This is a genomic window from Neptuniibacter sp. QD29_5 (assembly GCF_047778125.1).
Classification (GTDB): Bacteria; Pseudomonadota; Gammaproteobacteria; order Pseudomonadales; family Balneatricaceae; genus Neptuniibacter.
Genome location: NZ_CP180556.1, coordinates 3,230,670 through 3,250,879, shown reverse-complemented (window position 1 = coordinate 3,250,879; position 20,210 = coordinate 3,230,670). Strand labels below are relative to the sequence as shown.

General features: G+C 46.9%; 19 protein-coding genes and 1 tRNA gene. All 20 read left to right on the top strand.

Going from position 1 to position 20,210, the window contains the following annotated elements; all coding sequences use genetic code 11:
* Positions 1 to 29: 29 nt before the first annotated feature.
* The 20 genes from ACMXYR_RS15560 to rplV all read left to right on the top strand — a co-directional run bounded on the left by ACMXYR_RS15560 (position 30) and on the right by rplV (position 20,189).
* Positions 30 to 105, top strand: a tRNA-Trp gene (locus tag ACMXYR_RS15560).
* A 13-nt stretch (positions 106 to 118) separates the two neighbouring features.
* On the top strand, positions 119 to 535 hold the full coding sequence (gene secE / locus ACMXYR_RS15555) for a preprotein translocase subunit SecE (protein ID WP_415882747.1): 417 nt from the start codon (positions 119 to 121) through the stop codon (positions 533 to 535).
* 13 nt (positions 536 to 548) lie between these two features.
* Positions 549 to 1,082: a transcription termination/antitermination protein NusG gene (gene nusG, locus ACMXYR_RS15550; RefSeq protein WP_415882746.1), complete on the top strand. Its 534-nt coding sequence runs from the start codon at positions 549 to 551 to the stop codon at positions 1,080 to 1,082.
* 101 nt (positions 1,083 to 1,183) lie between these two features.
* A complete protein-coding gene (rplK, locus tag ACMXYR_RS15545; RefSeq protein ID WP_297305736.1) occupies positions 1,184 to 1,618 on the top strand; it encodes a 50S ribosomal protein L11 in 435 nt (144 codons plus the stop codon).
* Complete coding sequence (gene rplA / locus ACMXYR_RS15540) at positions 1,618 to 2,313, top strand: 50S ribosomal protein L1 (protein ID WP_415882745.1); 696 nt, start codon at positions 1,618 to 1,620, stop codon at positions 2,311 to 2,313. Before rplK ends, rplA begins: the two co-directional genes overlap by 1 nt.
* Before the next feature lie 214 nt (positions 2,314 to 2,527).
* The gene (gene rplJ, locus ACMXYR_RS15535; protein ID WP_415882744.1) at positions 2,528 to 3,019 is read left to right on the top strand and encodes a 50S ribosomal protein L10; all 492 of its coding nucleotides are present in this window, start codon (positions 2,528 to 2,530) and stop codon (positions 3,017 to 3,019) included.
* A 70-nt stretch (positions 3,020 to 3,089) separates the two neighbouring features.
* The gene (gene rplL / locus ACMXYR_RS15530) at positions 3,090 to 3,461 is read left to right on the top strand and encodes a 50S ribosomal protein L7/L12 (RefSeq protein WP_007021372.1); all 372 of its coding nucleotides are present in this window, start codon (positions 3,090 to 3,092) and stop codon (positions 3,459 to 3,461) included.
* Positions 3,462 to 3,629: 168 nt separating this feature from the next.
* Positions 3,630 to 7,730 carry a DNA-directed RNA polymerase subunit beta gene (rpoB, locus tag ACMXYR_RS15525; protein WP_415882743.1) on the top strand — a complete coding sequence of 1,367 codons (4,101 nt, stop codon included), beginning with the start codon at positions 3,630 to 3,632 and terminating at the stop codon, positions 7,728 to 7,730.
* Positions 7,731 to 7,804: 74 nt separating this feature from the next.
* Positions 7,805 to 12,031, top strand: a complete 4,227-nt coding sequence (rpoC, locus tag ACMXYR_RS15520) for a DNA-directed RNA polymerase subunit beta' (protein WP_415897119.1) — start codon at positions 7,805 to 7,807, stop codon at positions 12,029 to 12,031.
* A gap of 143 nt (positions 12,032 to 12,174) precedes the next feature.
* On the top strand, positions 12,175 to 12,549 hold the full coding sequence (gene rpsL / locus ACMXYR_RS15515) for a 30S ribosomal protein S12 (protein ID WP_007021369.1): 375 nt from the start codon (positions 12,175 to 12,177) through the stop codon (positions 12,547 to 12,549).
* Positions 12,550 to 12,670: 121 nt separating this feature from the next.
* Positions 12,671 to 13,141 (top strand): 30S ribosomal protein S7, encoded by a 471-nt coding sequence (gene rpsG, locus ACMXYR_RS15510; protein ID WP_415882741.1) that lies wholly within the window; start codon positions 12,671 to 12,673, stop codon positions 13,139 to 13,141.
* Positions 13,142 to 13,159: 18 nt separating this feature from the next.
* Positions 13,160 to 15,253: an elongation factor G gene (gene fusA, locus ACMXYR_RS15505; RefSeq protein WP_415882740.1), complete on the top strand. Its 2,094-nt coding sequence runs from the start codon at positions 13,160 to 13,162 to the stop codon at positions 15,251 to 15,253.
* Positions 15,254 to 15,289: 36 nt separating this feature from the next.
* Positions 15,290 to 16,513, top strand: coding sequence for an elongation factor Tu (gene tuf, locus ACMXYR_RS15500; RefSeq protein ID WP_415882739.1), 1,224 nt, complete (start codon positions 15,290 to 15,292; stop codon positions 16,511 to 16,513).
* A gap of 221 nt (positions 16,514 to 16,734) precedes the next feature.
* Positions 16,735 to 17,046: a 30S ribosomal protein S10 gene (rpsJ, locus tag ACMXYR_RS15495; protein WP_075174125.1), complete on the top strand. Its 312-nt coding sequence runs from the start codon at positions 16,735 to 16,737 to the stop codon at positions 17,044 to 17,046.
* 122 nt (positions 17,047 to 17,168) lie between these two features.
* Positions 17,169 to 17,807, top strand: coding sequence for a 50S ribosomal protein L3 (gene rplC / locus ACMXYR_RS15490; RefSeq protein WP_415882738.1), 639 nt, complete (start codon positions 17,169 to 17,171; stop codon positions 17,805 to 17,807).
* An 11-nt stretch (positions 17,808 to 17,818) separates the two neighbouring features.
* A complete protein-coding gene (gene rplD, locus ACMXYR_RS15485; protein ID WP_415889529.1) occupies positions 17,819 to 18,424 on the top strand; it encodes a 50S ribosomal protein L4 in 606 nt (201 codons plus the stop codon).
* Positions 18,421 to 18,717, top strand: coding sequence for a 50S ribosomal protein L23 (rplW, locus tag ACMXYR_RS15480; RefSeq protein WP_299179655.1), 297 nt, complete (start codon positions 18,421 to 18,423; stop codon positions 18,715 to 18,717). Before rplD ends, rplW begins: the two co-directional genes overlap by 4 nt.
* 15 nt (positions 18,718 to 18,732) lie before the next feature.
* Complete coding sequence (gene rplB, locus ACMXYR_RS15475; RefSeq protein ID WP_415882736.1) at positions 18,733 to 19,560, top strand: 50S ribosomal protein L2; 828 nt, start codon at positions 18,733 to 18,735, stop codon at positions 19,558 to 19,560.
* Positions 19,561 to 19,572: 12 nt separating this feature from the next.
* Positions 19,573 to 19,848 (top strand): 30S ribosomal protein S19, encoded by a 276-nt coding sequence (gene rpsS, locus ACMXYR_RS15470; protein ID WP_415882735.1) that lies wholly within the window; start codon positions 19,573 to 19,575, stop codon positions 19,846 to 19,848.
* A gap of 11 nt (positions 19,849 to 19,859) precedes the next feature.
* Positions 19,860 to 20,189 (top strand): 50S ribosomal protein L22, encoded by a 330-nt coding sequence (gene rplV / locus ACMXYR_RS15465; RefSeq protein ID WP_415884689.1) that lies wholly within the window; start codon positions 19,860 to 19,862, stop codon positions 20,187 to 20,189.
* The last annotated feature ends 21 nt before the right edge of the window (positions 20,190 to 20,210 follow it).

The window sequence follows — 20,210 nt, the reverse complement described above, 5'->3', positions numbered from 1 at the left end:
TTATACAATATGCCTCCCTATTATGCAGTAGGCCAGTGGCTCAATTGGCAGAGCAGCGGTCTCCAAAACCGCAGGTTGGGGGTTCGAGTCCCTCCTGGCCTGCCATCTCTTTTCTGAGATGGCATCAAGACACAAGCTATTTTTAAGTAATCCTGAGGCCCTAAGCGTGAATGCCAAAGTGAATTCCGAAGGTTCAAAGTTTGATGCCCTTAAGTGGGTCGCTGTAGTAGCAATTGTTACTGCGGGCGTTGTAGGTAACTCTGTATACGCAGATCAGTCTTTGTTCTACCGTGTGGTTGCACTGCTTGTGTTAGCGTTGATTGCAGGTTTTATCTCTCTGCAAACAGCAAAAGGGAAAGCGTTTTTTACTTTGTTTAAAGAAGCAAAGCAGGAAATTCGCAAAGTAGTATGGCCGACACGTCAAGAAACAGCGCAGACAACAGCGATTGTTGTGGTTGTGGTTCTGATTATGGGTTTGGCGTTGTGGGGGCTTGACTCATTGTTGAGCTGGTTAGTATCTGGAGCAATAGGTTAAGAGGCTGATAAGCATGTCTAAGCGTTGGTATGTTGTTCATGCGTACTCCGGGTACGAAAAGCGTGTAATGAATACGCTGAAAGAACGAATTGAACTGCATTCTATGCAGGATCTTTTTGGTGAGGTGTTAGTGCCTACCGAAGAGGTTGTTGAAATCCGTGACGGTAAGAAACGTAAATCTGAGCGTAAGTTCTATCCAGGTTATGTGTTGGTGCACATGGATATGAATGATGAAAGCTGGCACTTGGTTAAGAATACGCCGCACGTTCTTGGATTTATCGGTGGTACTGCAGGTAATCCTGCGCCGATCACAGAAGCAGAAGCTAACGAGATCCTAAGTCGAGTTGAGAGCGGTGTTGATAAGCCGCGTCCGAAGACTGTATTCGAGCCGGGTGAAATGGTTCGAGTTATCGATGGGCCGTTTGCTGACTTTAACGGTGTGGTTGAAGAGATTAACTACGAGAAGAACAAGCTGCAGGTGGCAGTGTTGATTTTCGGTCGATCTACACCGGTTGAATTGGATTTCGGTCAGGTCGAAAAAGCCTGATTTAGAGTTTTAAGGAATAACCTCAGCGAGAGCTGGGGTTTTTCTGTCTTGAGAAAATGGGGAGCTGTAAGGCGTTTGAACCCACTAGGAGTTAAATAAAAATGGCTAAGAAGATTGAAGCTTATATCAAGCTGCAAGTTCCTGCCGGCGGCGCTAACCCGTCACCACCAGTAGGTCCTGCGCTAGGTCAGCATGGTGTTAACATCATGGAATTCTGTAAAGCGTTCAATGCTCAAACTCAGAGCATGGAAAACGGCTTGCCAGTTCCTGTTGTAATTACTGTTTATGCTGATCGTAGCTTTACTTTCATCACTAAAACACCTCCAGCAGCAGTTCTTCTGAAGAAAGCTGCAGGTCTTAAGAGCGGTTCTGGTCGTCCAAATACTGAGAAAGTGGGTAACGTTACTCGCGCTCAGATGGAAGAGATCGCAACTGTTAAAATGCCTGACCTAACTGCTGCAGATATGGATGCAGCTGTACGTACTATCGCAGGTACTGCGCGTAGCATGGGTCTGATTCCGGAGGGTGATGAGTAATGGCTAAGTTGACTAAGCGTCAGAAGCTAATCGCTGAGAAAGTTGAAGCGGGTAAAGCTTACTCTATTGAAGATGCAGTTTCTCTACTATCTGAACTTTCTACTGTTAAGTTCAAAGAGACTGTTGATGTTGCTGTAAACCTTGGTGTTGATCCGCGTAAATCTGATCAGGTTGTTCGTGGTTCTACTGTACTGCCAAACGGTACTGGTAACGATGTTCGTGTAGCTGTATTTGCTCAAGGCGAAAACGCTGAGAAAGCAAAAGCTGCAGGTGCTGATGTTGTTGGTTTCGAAGACCTAGCAGAGCAGATGAAAGGTGGCGATCTGGACTTCGGTGTTGTTATCGCAACTCCAGACGCAATGCGTGTTGTTGGTCAGCTTGGTCAGGTTCTAGGTCCGCGTGGCCTAATGCCTAACCCTAAAGTTGGCACAGTAACTCCAGATGTTGTTACTGCTGTAAACAATGCTAAAGCTGGTCAGGTTCGTTTCCGTACTGACAAGAACGGCATCATCCACGCAGGTGTTGGTAAAGCTGACTTCGAAGCGGCTGCTATCAAGCAGAACATCGAAGCACTAGTTGCTGACCTTAAGAAGCTGAAACCAGCTTCTGCTAAAGGCGTGTATCTTAAGAAAGTAACCCTGTCGACTACTATGGGTCCAGGTTTGCTAGTTGATCAGGCTTCTCTAGAAGTTTAATCGACATGAAAGGTTTTTTGAGGGTCTTCTGTACCTGTTACACAGAGATGAAGGCCGTCAAAGACCGCAGGTGATAAGGGTTTCCTTATCTTAATGGGCTAAACCAGCCTGCGCAGACGGTGAGATTCTGTATTTGAATCAAACCACCGTACTCGGAAAGCCTCAGAAATGAGGCGGTTGGTAATAAGTCGAAAGACTACTCCAGGAGTAAATCGTGGCATTAGGACTCGAAGATAAAAAAGCGATCGTCGCTGAAGTCCAGGAAGCTGCATCTAGTGCTCTGTCTGCTGTTGTTGCGGATTCCCGCGGCGTTGAAGTAGGCGATATGACTGCACTGCGTAAAGAAGCTCGTGAAAATGGCGTATGGCTTAAAGTTGTACGTAACACGCTTGCTAAGCGCGCAGTTGAAGGCACTGACTATGCATGCCTACAGGACACTTTCAAAGGTCCAAGTATCATTGCTTTCTCTCAGGAACACCCGGGCGCTGGCGCTCGTATCCTGAAGAACTTTGCGAAAGACAATGAGAACTTTGAACTGAAAGCAGCAGCATTCGAAGGTGAAGTTGTAGACGTGGCTATGCTAGCAAGCTTGCCAACTTACGACGAAGCAATTGCGAAGCTGATGGCTTGCATGAAAGAAGCTGCAGCCGGCAAACTATGCCGTACTATTGCAGCAGTTCGCGACCAGAAAGAAGAAGCTGCGTAAGTTTATACGCACCTTTATTTATACAAGTTTTAATGAGCCTTCGGGCTTACAAATATCAGGAATATAGAAAATGTCTCTGACTAACGAAGATATCCTAAACGCAATTGCTGAAATGTCTGTTAAGGACGTTGTTGCTCTTATCGAAGCAATGGAAGAAAAATTCGGTGTAACTGCTGCTGCTGCTGTAGCTGCTGGTCCTGCTGGCGATGCTGGTGCGGCTGCTGAAGAGAAAACTGAATTTGACGTTATCCTAACTGCTGCTGGCGATAAGAAAGTTAACGTAATCAAAGCAGTACGTGGCGCTACAGGTCTTGGCCTGAAAGAAGCTAAAGGCATCGTTGACGGCGCTCCAGCTGCTGTTAAAGAAGGCGTTAGCAAAGAAGAAGCTGAAGAACTTCAGAAAGCACTGGAAGAAGCTGGCGCTTCTGTTGAAGTTAAGTAATAACTTCATGCTAATCCGAACAGATTTCTGTTCGAAGTGCTGACGGCTGGTGGCTATATGCCACCGGCCTTTTTCCGTTATTTATAGACAGCAAATAAATAGCGGTAACACAGTCCGAAACGGGTTTTCGGCCTGCTTATAAATTGGTGCACTTGCTGGGGAACACTGATGGCTTATTCATACACTGAAAAGAAACGCATCCGTAAGGACTTCGGTAAATTGCCGCAAGTAATGGATGTGCCTTACTTGCTGGCAATTCAGCTTGACTCCTATAAAAAGTTTTTGCAGACAGGGGTTGAAGCAGCAGATCGTTTAGATGCTGGTCTGCATGCAGCATTTAACTCCGTCTTCCCGATCGTGTCCTATTCTGGAAATGCATCTCTAGAATATGTTGGCTACCGTCTGGGTGAGCCTGTATTTGACGTAAAAGAGTGTCAAATACGCGGTATTACATACGCAGCGCCTTTGCGTGTGAAAGTTCGTCTGGTTATTTATGACCGTGAATCCAGCAACAAAGCCGTAAAAGACATCAAGGAACAAGAAGTCTACATGGGCGAAATGCCTTTGATGACTGAAAACGGAACTTTCGTAGTTAACGGTACTGAGCGTGTAATCGTATCTCAGCTACACCGTTCACCAGGTGTGTTCTTCGATCACGATAAAGGTAAAACACACTCTTCTGGTAAGCTACTTTACTCTGCGAGAGTGATTCCTTACCGTGGTTCTTGGTTAGACTTTGAATTTGATCCAAAAGATAGCCTATTCGTACGTATTGACCGTCGTCGTAAACTGCCAGCAACTATCTTGTTGCGGGCTTTGGGTTACCAGGCTGAAGAGATCCTAGATATCTTCTTCGATAACACGTCTTGGAACCTGACGTCTGAAACAATCAACATGAAGTTGGTTGCTGATCGTCTACGTGGTGAGACACTATCTTTTGAAGTGAAAGATCCTGAAGGTAATGTGATTGTTGAAGCGGGTCGTCGTATCACGCCTCGTCACATTCGTCAGATGGCAAAAGCCAATATGGAACAGCTTGAAGTACCAATGGAGTACTTGGCTGGTAAGGCGATTGCAAAAGATGTTATTGATCCATCTACAGGTGAGTTGATCTGTGGCTGTAACGCTGAGATTACAGAAGAACTGGTTGAACAGCTTCGCGCTGCAAATATCACTGAGTTCGAAACTCTGTACACGAATGATCTAGATTGTGGTCCATTCATCTCAGATACGCTACGTAATGATCCTACGCGTAACCAGTTAGAAGCATTGGTAGAAATCTACCGTATGATGCGTCCTGGTGAGCCACCAACAAAAGAATCTGCTGAAGCATTGTTCGAAAACCTTTTCTTCACTGAAGAGCGTTACGATCTTTCTGCTGTTGGTCGCATGAAGTTCAATCGCCGTCTAGGTCGCGAAGAAGTTACTGGATCTGGCGTACTAGACAAAGAAGATATTCTTGAGGTTATGAAGACCTTGATTGATATCCGTAACGGTAAAGGTACCGTGGACGATATTGATCACTTGGGTAACCGTCGTATCCGTTCTGTTGGTGAAATGGCAGAAAACCAGTTCCGTGTAGGTCTGGTTCGTGTTGAACGTGCTGTTCGTGAACGTCTAAGCATGGCGGAATCTGATAACCTGATGCCTCAGGATCTAATCAACGCTAAACCTGTTGCGGCTGCAATTAAAGAGTTCTTCGGTTCATCTCAGCTGTCTCAGTTTATGGACCAGAACAACCCGCTTTCAGAAGTAACTCACAAGCGTCGTGTTTCTGCATTAGGTCCAGGTGGTCTAACGCGTGAGCGTGCGGGCTTCGAGGTACGTGACGTACACCCAACTCACTACGGTCGTGTATGCCCAATCGAAACGCCGGAAGGTCCAAACATCGGTTTGATCAACTCTTTGGCAACATTTGCTCGTACAAATGACTATGGTTTCCTAGAGACTCCATACCGTCGTGTAGTAGATGGCAAAGTAACAGATGAGTTGGATTACCTATCTGCGATTGAAGAGAATACATTTGTAATCGCACAGGCGTCTGCAACAATGGATGACGAAGGTCGTCTATTGGATGAGCTTGTAACAGTTCGTCACCTAAACGAAACAACAGTAATGTCACCTGACAAAGTTCAGTACATGGACGTATCTCCACGTCAGGTTGTATCTGTTGCGGCATCATTGATTCCATTCCTAGAGCACGATGATGCGAACCGTGCATTGATGGGATCGAACATGCAGCGTCAGGCTGTACCAACACTACGTGCTGATAAGCCGCTAGTAGGTACTGGTATCGAACGTAACGTAGCTCAAGACTCCGGTGTATGTGTTGTGGCACGTCGCGGTGGTCTGATTGAGTCTGTAGATGCGAGCCGCATCGTTGTTCGTGTAAACGACGACGAAGTTACAGCGGGCGATGCAGGTGTAGATATCTACAACCTGACTAAATACACACGTTCCAACCAAAATACATGTATCAACCAGCGCTCTATCGTTAATCCTGGTGATACTGTAAAAGTTGGCGATGTTATGGCTGATGGTCCATCCGTTGATATGGGTGAACTAGCACTTGGTCAGAACATGCGTATCGCCTTCATGCCTTGGAATGGTTACAACTTTGAGGACTCCATCCTAATTTCTGAGCGTGTAGTTCAGGAAGATCGTTTCACAACTATCCACATTCAGGAACTAACCTGTGTGGCGCGTGATACGAAATTGGGTTCTGAAGAGATTACATCAGATATTCCAAACGTTGGTGAGTCTGCACTAGCGAAGCTTGATGAAGCAGGTATTGTTCACATCGGTGCTGAAGTAGGCCCAGGTGACATCCTTGTAGGTAAAGTAACGCCTAAAGGTGAAAGCCAGCTAACACCAGAAGAGAAGCTGCTGCGTGCGATCTTCGGTGAGAAAGCATCAGACGTTAAAGATACATCTCTACGTGTTAAAACAGGTACTGTTGGTAAAGTAATCGACGTACAAGTATTTACACGTGACGGCGTTCAGAAAGATGAGCGTGCGCTATCTATCGAGAAAGCAGAGCTTGACGCAATCCGTAAGGATTTGAACGAAGAGCTACGTATCGTAGAGCAAGCAACGTTCGAACGTCTAGGTCGTGTACTTGTTGGCTTGAAAGCTGACGGTGGTGCTGGCCTGAAGAAAGGCGAAGAGATTACAGCTGAATTCCTAGCTGGATTGTCTAAATCTGATTGGTTCAACATCCGCGTTTCTGATGAAAATGCAGTTGAACAGCTAGAGCTAGCTCAGAAGCAACTAGAAGATCGTAAAGAATCTCTAGATAAGCGTTTCGAAGATAAGAAGAGCAAGCTGCAGACAGGTGATGATCTTGCACCTGGCGTCCTTAAGATTGTTAAGGTTTACGTTGCTACTAAGCGTCGCGTACAGCCTGGTGACAAGATGGCGGGTCGTCACGGTAACAAGGGTGTTATCTCTGTAATCATGCCTGTAGAAGACATGCCTTACGATGAGAACGGTGAGCCAGTAGATATCGTACTGAACCCACTGGGTGTACCGTCTCGTATGAACGTAGGTCAGATCCTAGAGACACACATGGGTATGGCTGCGAAAGGCTTAGGTCGTCGTATCAATGAGATGCTGGATCAGGAGCGTGAGCGTACTGAAACAGTAACTGAGATTCGTAGCTTCCTAGATCAGATCTATAATGCAGATCTGGGTGCTGGCATGAACAGCCGCACAGAAGATCTAGATAGCTTCTCTGATGATGAGATCCTTGAGCTAGCTAAGAACCTATGTGGTGGTGTGCCTCTAGCTACACCTGCTTTTGACGGTGCGAAAGAGGTTGAATTGAAATCTCTACTACGTCTTGCAGGTTTGAGCGACACAGGTCAGTCAACGTTGTTTGACGGCCGTACCGGCAACAAGTTTGACCGTCCTGTAACTGTTGGTTACATGTACATGCTGAAACTGAACCACTTGGTAGACGACAAAATGCACGCTCGTTCTACTGGTTCTTATAGTCTTGTTACGCAGCAGCCGCTGGGTGGTAAGGCGCAGTTCGGTGGTCAGCGTTTCGGTGAGATGGAGGTATGGGCACTAGAAGCATACGGTGCTGCTTATACTCTACAAGAGATGCTTACAGTTAAGTCCGATGACGTGAATGGTCGTACGAAGATGTATAAGAACATCGTCGACGGCGATCACCGTATGGAGCCGGGTATGCCGGAATCCTTCAACGTACTTATTAAAGAGATCCGTTCTCTGGGTATCGACATCGAGCTCGAATCCGAATAAGCACAAAACTGTATACCAGGCGGGGGTCGCCTTCGGGCGGCCTCAAGCAAGAACTCCGTTAGGAGCTTGAAAGAATGAAAGATCTGCTGAATCTGCTGAAAACACAGGGCCAATCTGAAGAGTTCGACTCTATCAAGATCACTCTGGCCTCTCCGGAAATGATCCGTTCATGGTCGTACGGTGAAGTTAAAAAGCCGGAAACTATTAACTACCGTACGTTCAAGCCAGAACGTGAAGGTCTATTCTGTGCCAAAATATTTGGTCCAGTAAAAGACTACGAGTGCTTGTGCGGTAAATATAAGCGCATGAAACACCGCGGTGTTATCTGTGAGAAGTGTGGCGTTGAAGTAACGCTAGCTAAAGTTCGTCGTGAGCGTATGGCGCACATCGAACTTGCTTCTCCTGTAGCGCACATTTGGTTCCTTAAGTCTCTGCCATCCCGTATCGGTTTGATGCTGGATATGACGCTACGTGATATCGAACGTGTTCTTTACTTCGAATCTTTTGTAGTAATCGATCCAGGCATGACTACGCTTGAGCGCGGTCAGCTACTGAACGATGAGCAGTACTTTGAAGCGCTAGAAGAGTTCGGTGATGACTTCGACGCACGTATGGGTGCAGAAGCTGTTAAAGAGCTATTGTCTTCTATTGAGCTTGAAGAAGAAGTTAATCAACTGCGTGAAGAACTACCGCAGACTAACTCTGAAACTAAGATCAAGAAGCTTTCTAAGCGTCTTAAACTACTAGAAGCTTTCTACAAGTCAGGCAACAAGCCTGAGTGGATGATTCTTGAAGTACTACCAGTACTTCCACCAGATCTTCGTCCGCTAGTACCACTAGATGGTGGTCGTTTCGCGACATCTGATCTTAACGATCTTTACCGTCGTGTTATCAACCGTAACAACCGTCTTAAGCGTCTACTTGACCTTAATGCTCCAGATATCATCGTACGTAACGAAAAACGTATGTTGCAGGAATCTGTTGATGCATTGCTAGATAACGGCCGTCGCGGTCGTGCGATTACTGGCTCTAACAAGCGTCCTTTGAAATCTTTGGCTGATATGATCAAAGGTAAGCAGGGTCGTTTCCGTCAAAACCTTCTAGGTAAGCGTGTTGACTACTCTGGCCGTTCTGTAATCGTGGTAGGTCCGTACCTACGTCTACACCAGTGTGGTCTTCCTAAGAAGATGGCACTTGAGCTATTTAAGCCATTCATCTTCTCCAAGCTAGAGCTTCGTGGTCATGCGACTACAATCAAAGCTGCTAAGAAGATGGTTGAGCGCGAAGAAGCACTAGTTTGGGATATCCTAGACGAAGTAATCCGTGAGCACCCTGTACTACTTAACCGTGCTCCAACACTTCACCGTCTTGGTATCCAGGCATTTGAGCCGGTACTGATCGAAGGTAAAGCTATTCAGCTACACCCACTAGTTTGTGCGGCATACAACGCCGACTTCGACGGTGACCAAATGGCTGTACACGTTCCACTGACTATTGAAGCTCAGTTGGAAGCGCGTGCGTTGATGATGTCTACAAACAACGTACTATCACCTGCTAATGGTGAGCCGATCATCGTACCTTCTCAGGACGTTGTATTGGGTCTTTACTACATGACTCGTGAGCGTGTGAATGCGAAAGGTGAAGGCATGGTATTTGCCGACATCGAAGAGATTCAGCGTGCACAAGGCGCAGGTCAGCTAGATCTTCAAGCGAAGATTAAAGTACGTGTTACTGAAAGCATTCGTGACATCGAAGGTAACCTAGAAACGATTACTGAAATGAAAGAAACAACGGCCGGTCGTGCTTTGTTGTTCGCAATCGTTCCAGCAGGTCTACCTTACGAGCTTGTTAACCAGCCAATGAAGAAGAAAGCGATCTCTCGCCTTCTTAACGAAGCGTACCGTCGCTGTGGTCTGAAAGATACAGTTATCTTTGCAGACCAACTGATGTACATGGGCTTCCGTCAGGCAACTATGTCTGGTGTTTCTATCGGTGTTAACGACTTCGAAATTCCAGCTGAGAAAACAACTATTATCGATGAAGCAGAAGCTGAGGTAATGGATATCGAACGTCAGTTCGCTGATGGTTTGGTAACTCAGGGCGAGAAATACAACAAAGTTATCGATATCTGGTCTCGTGCTAACGAATTGTTGGCTAAGAAGATGATGGATAACTTGAAGACTGAGCCGGTTATTACAAAAGATGGTGAAGAGTCCGAGCAGGAATCTTTCAACTCTGTATACATGATGGCCGATTCCGGTGCCCGTGGTAGTGCTGCACAGATTCGTCAGTTGGCGGGTATGCGTGGTCTGATGGCTAAGCCGGATGGCTCAATCATCGAAACACCGATCACTGCGAACTTCCGTGAAGGTCTAAACGTACTTCAGTACTTTATCTCTACTCACGGTGCTCGTAAGGGTCTAGCCGATACGGCATTGAAGACAGCTAACTCCGGTTACCTAACGCGTCGTCTAGTAGACGTGGCACAAGACGTAGTTATCACAGAACATGATTGTGGTACTGAAGAAGGTCTTGTGATGGTACCTCTGATCGAAGGCGGTGACGTAGTAGTTGCGCTGGGTGATCGTGTACTAGGTCGTACAGTGGCTGTTGATGTTCTAGACCCGCAGGGTGTAGAAGTTCTAATCGAAGCGGGTACGCTTATCGATGAAGCGTGGAAGCATCGCCTAGAAAACGACGAGAAGTACTCTTCTATCGATGAGATTATCGTACGTAGTGCAATCACGTGTCGTACTCGTCATGGTATCTGTGCAAGCTGTTACGGTCGTGATCTAGGTCGTGGTCACTTGGTTAACCCAGGCGAAGCAGTAGGTGTTATCGCTGCTCAGTCAATTGGTGAGCCAGGTACACAGCTAACAATGCGTACGTTCCACATTGGTGGTGCGGCATCACGAGCAGCTGCTGTAGACAGCATTCAGGTTAAGAATGGCGGTGAAATTCGTCTTCACAACCTTAAGTTTGTAGAGCGTCCAGATGGTGCTTTGGTTGCAACTTCTCGTTCTGGTGAACTAGGTGTAACTGATGAGCACGGTCGTGAGCGTGAACGTTACAAGCTTCCATACGGTTCTGTGATCAAAGTTAAAGACGGTAGCTCTGTTGAAGCAGGCGACATCGTAGCTAACTGGGATCCACATACTCACCCAATCATCTCTGAGGTGGCGGGTAAGGTTGAGCTTTCAGGCATGGAAGACGGTATTACCGTTAAGAGCCAGACTGATGAGCTAACAGGGCTATCTACAACTGAGGTATTGGACGTTAAAGATCGTCCAGCAGCAGGTAAAGATATCCGTCCTATGATCAAGCTATTGGATGCGAAAGGTAATGAAGTAATGCATCCAGGTACAGATTCTGCAGCGCAGTATCTACTACCAGCTAAAGCGATCATGAACCTTAGCGATGGCGCTGAAGTACAAGTAGGTGACGTTCTTGCACGTATTCCTCAAGAAGGTACTGTGAACAAGGATATCACCGGTGGTCTGCCGCGAGTTGCGGATCTATTCGAAGCACGTAAACCTAAAGAGTCTGCGATTCTTGCAGAAGTTTCTGGTCTAATCGGCTTCGGTAAAGAGACTAAAGGCAAGAAACGTCTTGTGATCTCTCCTAGTGATGCAGAGCCACATGAAACAATGATCCAGAAATGGCGTAACCTGAACGTGTTCGAAGGTGAACATGTAGAGAAGGGTGAGGTTGTTTCTGACGGTCCGTCTAACCCGCATGACATTCTACGCGTACTAGGTGTAGAAGAACTGGCGAAATACATCACTGGTGAAATCCAGGACGTATACCGTCTACAGGGTGTAGGCATCAACGATAAGCACATCGAAGTTATTGTTCGTCAGATGCTGCGTAAAGTTGAGATCGTATCTGCGGGTGATTCTACATTCATCCCGGGTGATCAGGTTGAATACCAAGCTGTATTGGCAGAGAACGAAGAGCTAGAGGCTGCTGGTAAGATCCCAGCTAAGTACGATCGCGTACTATTGGGTATCACTAAGGCATCTTTGGCTACTGAGTCCTTTATCTCAGCAGCATCCTTCCAGGAAACAACTCGAGTTCTAACGGAAGGTGCGGTAACAGGTAAGCAGGACTTCCTGCGCGGCCTGAAAGAAAACGTGGTAGTAGGTCGTCTGATCCCAGCGGGTTCAGGTCTTGCTTACCATGAAGAGCGTAAGCGCAAGCGTGCTCAACCTTCTGAAGGTGAGTCCGTGACAGTAAGTGCTGAAGAGGTTCAGCAGGCACTGACAGAAGCGCTAAATGCTTCAATGCCAGATGCTGAATAACAATTTATTCGAAAATATTGAATAAATAGTATCCAGTATTTGACGTTTAGGGCCGGAATTGATTAAAATTCCGGCCCCTTTGTGATTGGATTGTGTAAATCCAATTTTTTTATGGTGTTAAATCAAAACGTGGAGTTTGCTTAATGGCAACGATTAACCAGCTGGTACGTAAACCACGTAAACGCAAAGTTCAGCCAAGCGATGTTCGTGCATTGCAGGCTTGTCCTCAGCGTCGTGGCGTTTGTACCCGTGTATACACCACTACTCCGAAAAAACCGAACTCAGCACTACGTAAAGTATGTCGTGTTCGTTTGACCAACGGCTTCGAAGTTGCTTCCTACATTGGTGGTGAAGGTCACAACTTGCAGGAGCACAGCGTTGTTCTAATTCGTGGTGGTCGTGTTAAGGACCTTCCTGGTGTTCGCTATCACACAGTTCGTGGCGCACTAGATTGCTCAGGTGTTAATGAGCGTAAGCAAGGCCGTTCTAAGTACGGTGCTAAGCGTCCTAAGTCTTAATCGTCGTCCCAACATAGTGCTTTAGTTATCTAAACACTGTGTTGAATACACGGTAAGAGTAAGGCCTAGCATCAATTGCTTGGAATACCTGAAGACCTTTTAATTTATTGAGGGCTTATCAATGCCTAGAAGACGCGTCGCTGCAAAGCGCGAAATTTTACCGGATCCTAAATTCGGAAGCACAGTTCTTGCTAAGTTTATCAACCATGTAATGGTTCACGGTAAGAAGTCTGTAGCTGAGAAGATCGTTTACGGTGCTCTAGATAAAATCGAAGAGCGTTCTGAACAAGATCCAATCGAGCTATTCGAAAAAGCTCTAGAAGCTATCCAGCCAGCGGTTGAAGTTAAATCCCGCCGTGTTGGTGGTGCTACATACCAAGTACCAGTTGAAGTACGTCCCGCTCGTCGTATGGCTCTAGCTATGCGTTGGGCTGTAGACTCTGCTCGTGGTCGTGGTGAGAAGTCAATGGCTCTGCGTCTAGCAGGCGAGTTGATGGACGCTGCTGAAGGCCGTGGTGCTGCAGTTAAGAAGCGTGAAGACGTACACCGTATGGCTGAAGCGAACAAAGCATTCGCTCACTACCGCTTCTAAGATACTGAGGATTAAGTCGTGGCTCGTAAAACTCCTATCGCACGTTACCGTAACATCGGAATTTGTGCGCATGTAGATGCCGGTAAAACGACTACAACTGAGCGCGTCCTGTTCTACACCGGTCTTTCTCATAAGATCGGTGAAGTACATGATGGCGCTGCGACAATGGACTGGATGGAGCAAGAGCAGGAGCGTGGTATTACAATTACTTCTGCTGCAACTACTTGCTTCTGGAAGGGTATGAACCAGCAGTTCGATGATCATCGTATTAATATCATCGATACTCCTGGGCACGTTGACTTCACCATCGAAGTAGAGCGCTCACTGCGTGTGCTTGATGGTGCGGTTGTTGTGTTATGTGCATCTTCCGGTGTCCAGCCTCAGACAGAAACGGTTTGGCGTCAAGCTAACAAATATGAAGTTCCGCGCATGGTATTCGTCAATAAGATGGATCGCCTTGGTGCGGATTTCTTCATGGTTGTAGATCAGTTAAAAGATCGTCTTGGCGCTAATGCTGTACCAATCAATTTCCCGATTGGCGCAGAAGAAGATTTTGTTGGTGTTGTCGATCTGGTTCGCATGAAAGCCATTATGTGGAATGAAGCGGATCAGGGTATGACCTACGAGCTGGAAGATATTCCAGCTGATTTGCAAGATAAAGCTGATGAGCTTCGCGAGGAGCTGGTTGAAGCTGCTGCTGAAGCATCAGAAGAGCTGATGGAAAAATACCTTGAAGAAGGTGATCTATCAGAGGAAGAGATTAAACAGGGGCTTCGTGCTCGTACCTTGGATAACGATATCGTTCTTATGCAGGCTGGTTCTGCGTTTAAGAACAAAGGTGTTCAAGCTGTTTTGGATGCGGTTATCGAATACATGCCATCTCCGATCGAGGTTAAATCGATCGAAGGTACGCTAGATGATGAACAGGAAACTGTTGCACAGCGTGAGGCTGATGATGATGCGCCGTTCTCTGCGCTTGCATTTAAAATTGCTACAGACCCATTTGTGGGTACGCTTACGTTCGTACGTGTGTACTCGGGTGTTCTTAAATCGGGTGATGCGGTCTTTAACTCTGTTAAGGGTAAAAAAGAGCGTGTTGGTCGTATGGTGCAGATGCATTCTAACAACCGTGATGAGATTAAAGAGGTTCGCGCAGGCGATATCGCAGCTCTAATTGGTATGAAGGATGTAACTACGGGTGATACTTTATGTGATGGTGACAATAAAATTGTCCTTGAGCGTATGGAGTTCCCTGCACCAGTTATCTCTGTAGCGGTTGAGCCTAAGTCTCAAGCTGATCAAGAGAAAATGGGTATTGCGCTAGGTAAGCTTGCGCAAGAAGATCCATCTTTCCAAGTTGAAACAGATCAAGAGACGGGTCAGACAATTATTTCCGGTATGGGTGAATTGCACCTTGATATTCTCGTGGATCGTATGAAGCGTGAATTTAAGGTTGAAGCCAATATCGGTAAACCACAGGTAGCCTACCGTGAGAAGATTCGTCAGTCTGTTGACGCAAACCACAAGTTTGTACGTCAGTCAGGTGGTCGTGGTCAATATGGTCATGTTGTCGTTGAATTTAGCCCTTCTGATGAAGAGGGTCTAGAGTTTATCAACGAGATTGTCGGTGGTGCTATTCCTAAGGAATACATCCCAGCTGTACAAAAAGGCATTGAGGAACAGATGCATAACGGTGTCATTGCTGGCTATCCGTTAATCGGCCTTAAAGCACGTTTGTACGATGGGTCCTTCCATGATGTTGACTCCAACGAAATGGCGTTTAAAATCGCTGCATCTCAGGCGCTTAAAAAGTTCGCACAAGAAGCAAATGCGTGCTTGTTAGAGCCAATGATGAAAGTTGAAGTTGTAACCCCAGAAGATTACATGGGTGACGTGATGGGTGACCTGAACCGTCGTCGTGGTCTTGTGCAGGGGATGGAAGACAGTTCTTCGGGTAAGATTATCAACGCTCATGTACCGCTGGGTGAGATGTTCGGTTATGCAACCGATCTACGCTCCGCGACACAGGGTCGTGCGACTTACTCGATGGAGTTTCTCGACTACGCTGAAGCGCCACAAAATGTCGCTGACGCTGTAATCAATCAGAACTAATATTTTTATTCGCCTAATTACTTGAGGTAATGAAAAGTGGCTAAAGAACAATTTGAACGCTCAAAACCGCACGTTAACGTTGGTACAATCGGCCACGTTGACCACGGTAAAACTACTCTAACAGCAGCTCTAACTCGCGTATGTGCAGAAGTATGGGGCGGCGACGCTGTTGCATTTGATGGTATCGACAACGCTCCAGAAGAGCGTGAGCGTGGTATCACAATCGCAACTTCTCACGTTGAGTATGATTCTCCAGAACGTCACTACGCACACGTAGACTGCCCAGGCCACGCCGATTATGTTAAGAACATGATCACTGGTGCTGCACAGATGGATGGCGCGATCCTAGTATGTGGCGCGACTGATGGTCCAATGCCACAGACTCGTGAGCACATCCTACTATCTCGTCAGGTAGGTGTACCTTACATCGTAGTATTCCTAAACAAAGCAGACCTACTAGCAGAAGACTGTGGTGGTGCTGACTCTGAAGAATACGCTGAGATGCTAGAATTGGTTGAAATGGAGCTTCGTGAGCTTCTAGACCAGTACGAATTCCCAGGTGATGACACTCCAATCATCCCAGGTTCTGCTCTAATGGCCCTAAACGGCGAAGACGACAACGAACTTGGTACTACTGCTGTTAAGACTCTAGTTGAAACTCTAGACTCTTACATCCCAGAGCCAGAGCGTGCTATCGACGGTGCTTTCATCATGCCTATCGAGGACGTATTCTCTATCCAGGGTCGTGGTACTGTAGTAACTGGTCGTGTTGAGCGCGGTATCATCAAAGTTGGTGAAGAAGTTGAAATCGTAGGTATCAAAGAAACTACGACTACTACTTGTACTGGTGTTGAGATGTTCCGTAAGCTTCTTGACGAAGGTCGTGCTGGTGAGAACGTTGGTGTTCTACTACGTGGTACTAAACGTGAAGAGGTTGAGCGTGGTCAAGTACTAGCAGCTCCAGGTTCTATCACTCCTCACACTCGTTTCGAGGGTGAAGTATACGTACTATCCAAAGAAGAAGGCGGTCGTCACACTCCATTCTTCAAAGGTTACCGTCCGCAGTTCTACTTCCGTACAACTGACATCACTGGTGCATGTGAGCTTCCAGAGGGTGTAGAAATGGTAATGCCTGGTGATAACGTTCAAATGGACGTTACACTAATCAACCCAGTAGCAATGGAAGAAGGTCTACGTTTCGCGATTCGTGAAGGTGGTCGTACTGTAGGTGCTGGTGTTGTATCTAAAATCGTTGAGTAATTAAAACTCTTTGATTTGAAAAAGCCCTCCTTGTGAGGGCTTTTTTGTGCCTACTTATAAGCTTGTTCGGGGGTGTAAGTATAGATTGTTTGTTAATTGTACAAATTAATCCTGCTTACTGTTGACCTTCGCAAGTGACATAAGTAGAATTTGCGTCCCCCTCATAGTAGGGGGAGGTCGGCGTATGCCGTAAAATTATTTTTTGGAAATGTGTGATCGAAATGCAGAATCAGAAAATTCGTATTCGTCTGAAAGCCTTTGATCATCGCTTGATCGACTCTTCTGCGCAGGAAATCGTAGATACTGCAAAGAGAACTGGCGCTCAAGTACGAGGTCCGATCCCACTTCCTACTCGCAAAGAACGCTACACTGTTCTGATTTCTCCTCACGTAAACAAAGATGCGCGTGATCAGTATGAAATCCGTACACATAAGCGTGTTCTAGACATCGTTGAGCCAACTGAAAAAACAGTTGACGCATTGATGAAGCTAGATCTTGCTGCGGGTGTTGAAGTGCAGATCAGCCTCGGCTAAAAGGCAACTGCGCAGAGTTAATTTTAATTAATGAAGCGCTTATTAAGTGTGGAATGCTCTGGAAAGGGCAGCCGTAGTGGGTAACAGCCCCGTACACAACTGGCAAGAGGTTTTAAAAGAAAATGTCTGTAGGTCTTATCGGACGTAAAGCGGGTATGACTCGCGTCTTCACTGAAGACGGCGTATCCGTGCCAGTCACCGTCATCGAAGTGGAACCGAACCGTGTTACTGCTGTGAAAACAGAAGAAACCGACGGCTACCAAGCAGTGCAGGTTACTACTGGTGCTAAGAAGGCTAACCGCCTTTCTAAGCCAGAAGCTGGTAACTTTGCTAAAGCTGGTGTTGAAGCTGGTCGTGGTTTGTGGGAGTTCCGCCTGTCGGGTGGCGACGAAGTCAACGTTGGCGACGAGCTAACAGTTGCGCGCTTCGAAGCTGGTCAGAAAGTTGACGTAACAGGTCAGTCTAAAGGTAAAGGTTTCCAGGGTGGCGTTAAGCGCTGGAACTTCTCCATGCAGGACGCGACTCACGGTAACTCTCTTTCTCACCGTGCTCCGGGTTCTATTGGTCAATGTCAGACTCCTGGTCGTGTTTGGAAAGGCAAGAAGATGGCAGGTCAAATGGGTAATGCTCAGGTTACTGTGCAGACCCTAGAAGTTGTTCGCGTAGACGCTGAACGCAACCTGTTGTTGATCAAAGGTGCTGTTCCAGGCGCAACTGGCGGTGACGTAATCGTTAAACCAGCTGTTAAAGCTGGCGCCTAAGGGGGTTTGAAATGAATCTGAATTTAGCTGGAGCTAATGGTTCGGTTGAAGTTTCCGACCTGGCTTTTGGTAAAGAATTCAACGAAACGCTAGTTCACCAAGTGGTTACAGCTTACTTGGCTGGCGGTCGTCAAGGCACTAAAGCTCAGAAAAACCGTTCTGCGGTTTCTGGTGGTGGTGCTAAACCATGGCGTCAAAAAGGTACAGGTCGTGCACGTGCGGGAACTAGTCGTTCTCCAATCTGGCGTGCCGGTGGTGTTACCTTCGCGGCTCAGCCGCGTGACTACGCTCAGAAAGTAAATAAGAAAATGTACCGCGCAGCAATGCGTTGCATCTTCTCTGAGCTTGTACGTCAAGAACGTCTGGTTGTTGTTGAAGATTTCGCTTTGGAATCTCCAAAGACAAAACAGTTTGTGGCTAAGCTGAACGAGCTTGAGCTGACTAACGCACTGCTGATTACTGAAGATGTAGAGCAGAACTTGTACTTGGCTGCACGCAACGTACCACACGTTGATGTTCGTGACGCTGCGGGTGTTGACCCGGTTGCCCTAGTTGGCTTCGATAAAGTACTAGTTACTGTTGCTGCTCTGAAGAAAATCGAGGAGAAGCTGGCATGAAACAGGAACGCATTTATCAAGTGCTGCTGGGTCCGCACATCTCCGAGAAAGCTACTATCGTAGCTGATGGTTCTCAGCAAGTGGTATTCCGTGTGGCTAAAGACGCTACCAAACCAGAAATCAAGCAAGCAGTAGAAGAACTGTTCAACGTTAAAGTTAAAGGCGTGAACGTTCTTAATGCTAAGGGCAAAACCAAGCGTACACAGCGTGGTTTAGGCAAGCGTAGCGATGTGCGTAAAGCATATGTTGCACTAGCTGACGGCTCTGAGATTGATTTTCTTGGTGGCGAGTAATAGAGGGTATATAAAATGGCAGTGACTAAAACTAAGCCGACCTCTGCTGGACGCCGTCATGTAGTTAAAGTGACTAATACTGAACTGCATAAAGGCAAGCCTCATGCAGCTCTTGTTGAGAAAAAGAGCAAGAGCGGTGGTCGTAACCACCACGGTCGCATCACTACTCGTCATATTGGCGGTGGTCACAAACAGCAGTACCGTATCATCGATTTCCGTCGTAACAAAGACGGTATTCCAGCGACAGTTGAGCGTTTGGAATACGATCCAAACCGTTCTGCGCATATCGCACTAGTTGTATATGCAGACGGTGAGCGTCGTTACATCATTGCACCAAAAGGTGTTTCTGCGGGCGCTAAGATCATGTCTGGCGATTCTGTAGATATTAAGCCTGGTAACACTATGCCTCTACGCAACATTCCAGTGGGTTCTGTAATCCACTGTGTTGAGTTGAAGCCTGGTAAAGGTGCACAGATTGCTCGTTCAGCGGGCACATCTGCGCAGTTGGTTGCACGTGAAGGTGCTTACGCAACTCTTCGTCTACGTTCTGGCGAAATGCGTAAAGTCCTAGTTGAATGTCGTGCAACTCTGGGTGAAGTGAGCAACAGTGAGCACTCCTTGCGTCAGCTTGGTAAAGCTGGTGCTACGCGCTGGCGTGGTGTTCGTCCTACTGTTCGTGGTGTTGCGATGAACCCAGTAGACCACCCACACGGTGGTGGTGAAGGTCGTACTTCCGGTGGTCGTCACCCAGTGTCGCCATGGGGTGTTCCGACTAAGGGTTATAAAACTCGCAAGAACAAGCGTACTGATAAGTTGATCGTACGCCGTCGTAACGCTAAGTAAGAGGATACAGCTGTGCCACGTTCACTGAAGAAAGGTCCATTTATCGACCTTCACCTGTTGAAAAAGGTAGAGTCTGCAATTGAAGCAAACGACCGTCGTCCAATCAAAACTTGGTCACGTCGTTCTACGATCTTCCCGAATTTCGTAGGTTTGACAATTGCAGTACACAACGGCCGTCAGCATGTTCCGGTATTTATTTCCGAGGACATGGTTGGTCATAAACTGGGCGAGTTTGCTGTGACACGTACTTACCGTGGTCACGTAGTAGACAAGAAAGCCAAGCGATAAGGAGTTAGATGATGGAAGTTGCCGCTAAGCACAAAGGCGCCCGCATCTCTGCACAGAAAGCACGTCTGGTCGCTGACCAGATCCGTGGTAAGTCTGTCGGTGAAGCTCTGGATATCCTGGCGTATAGTCCTAAAAAAGGTGCGGCGCTTGTTAAGAAAGTACTAGAGTCTGCTATTGCTAACGCAGAGCATAACGAAGGTGCTGATATTGACGAGCTACGTGTTTCTACAGTTTTTGTTGATGAAGCAATGACTATGAAACGCATCAAGCCGCGTGCGAAAGGTCGCGCTGATCGTATTTTGAAGCGCTCCTGTCACATCACTGTAAAAGTGGCCGACTGAGCTGACTGCTAGGAGATTCCG

Coding starts and splice junctions, on each gene's coding strand:
- rplW (WP_299179655.1), top strand. CDS start 18,421: ATGAAACAGGAACGCATTTATCAAGTGCTGCTGGGTCCGCACATCTCC.
- rpsL (WP_007021369.1), top strand. CDS start 12,175: ATGGCAACGATTAACCAGCTGGTACGTAAACCACGTAAACGCAAAGTT.
- rpsJ (WP_075174125.1), top strand. CDS start 16,735: ATGCAGAATCAGAAAATTCGTATTCGTCTGAAAGCCTTTGATCATCGC.
- nusG (WP_415882746.1), top strand. CDS start 549: ATGTCTAAGCGTTGGTATGTTGTTCATGCGTACTCCGGGTACGAAAAG.
- rplK (WP_297305736.1), top strand. CDS start 1,184: ATGGCTAAGAAGATTGAAGCTTATATCAAGCTGCAAGTTCCTGCCGGC.
- rpsG (WP_415882741.1), top strand. CDS start 12,671: ATGCCTAGAAGACGCGTCGCTGCAAAGCGCGAAATTTTACCGGATCCT.
- rplL (WP_007021372.1), top strand. CDS start 3,090: ATGTCTCTGACTAACGAAGATATCCTAAACGCAATTGCTGAAATGTCT.
- secE (WP_415882747.1), top strand. CDS start 119: ATGGCATCAAGACACAAGCTATTTTTAAGTAATCCTGAGGCCCTAAGC.
- rplD (WP_415889529.1), top strand. CDS start 17,819: ATGAATCTGAATTTAGCTGGAGCTAATGGTTCGGTTGAAGTTTCCGAC.
- rplA (WP_415882745.1), top strand. CDS start 1,618: ATGGCTAAGTTGACTAAGCGTCAGAAGCTAATCGCTGAGAAAGTTGAA.
- rplV (WP_415884689.1), top strand. CDS start 19,860: ATGGAAGTTGCCGCTAAGCACAAAGGCGCCCGCATCTCTGCACAGAAA.
- rplC (WP_415882738.1), top strand. CDS start 17,169: ATGTCTGTAGGTCTTATCGGACGTAAAGCGGGTATGACTCGCGTCTTC.
- rplB (WP_415882736.1), top strand. CDS start 18,733: ATGGCAGTGACTAAAACTAAGCCGACCTCTGCTGGACGCCGTCATGTA.
- rpoC (WP_415897119.1), top strand. CDS start 7,805: ATGAAAGATCTGCTGAATCTGCTGAAAACACAGGGCCAATCTGAAGAG.
- rpoB (WP_415882743.1), top strand. CDS start 3,630: ATGGCTTATTCATACACTGAAAAGAAACGCATCCGTAAGGACTTCGGT.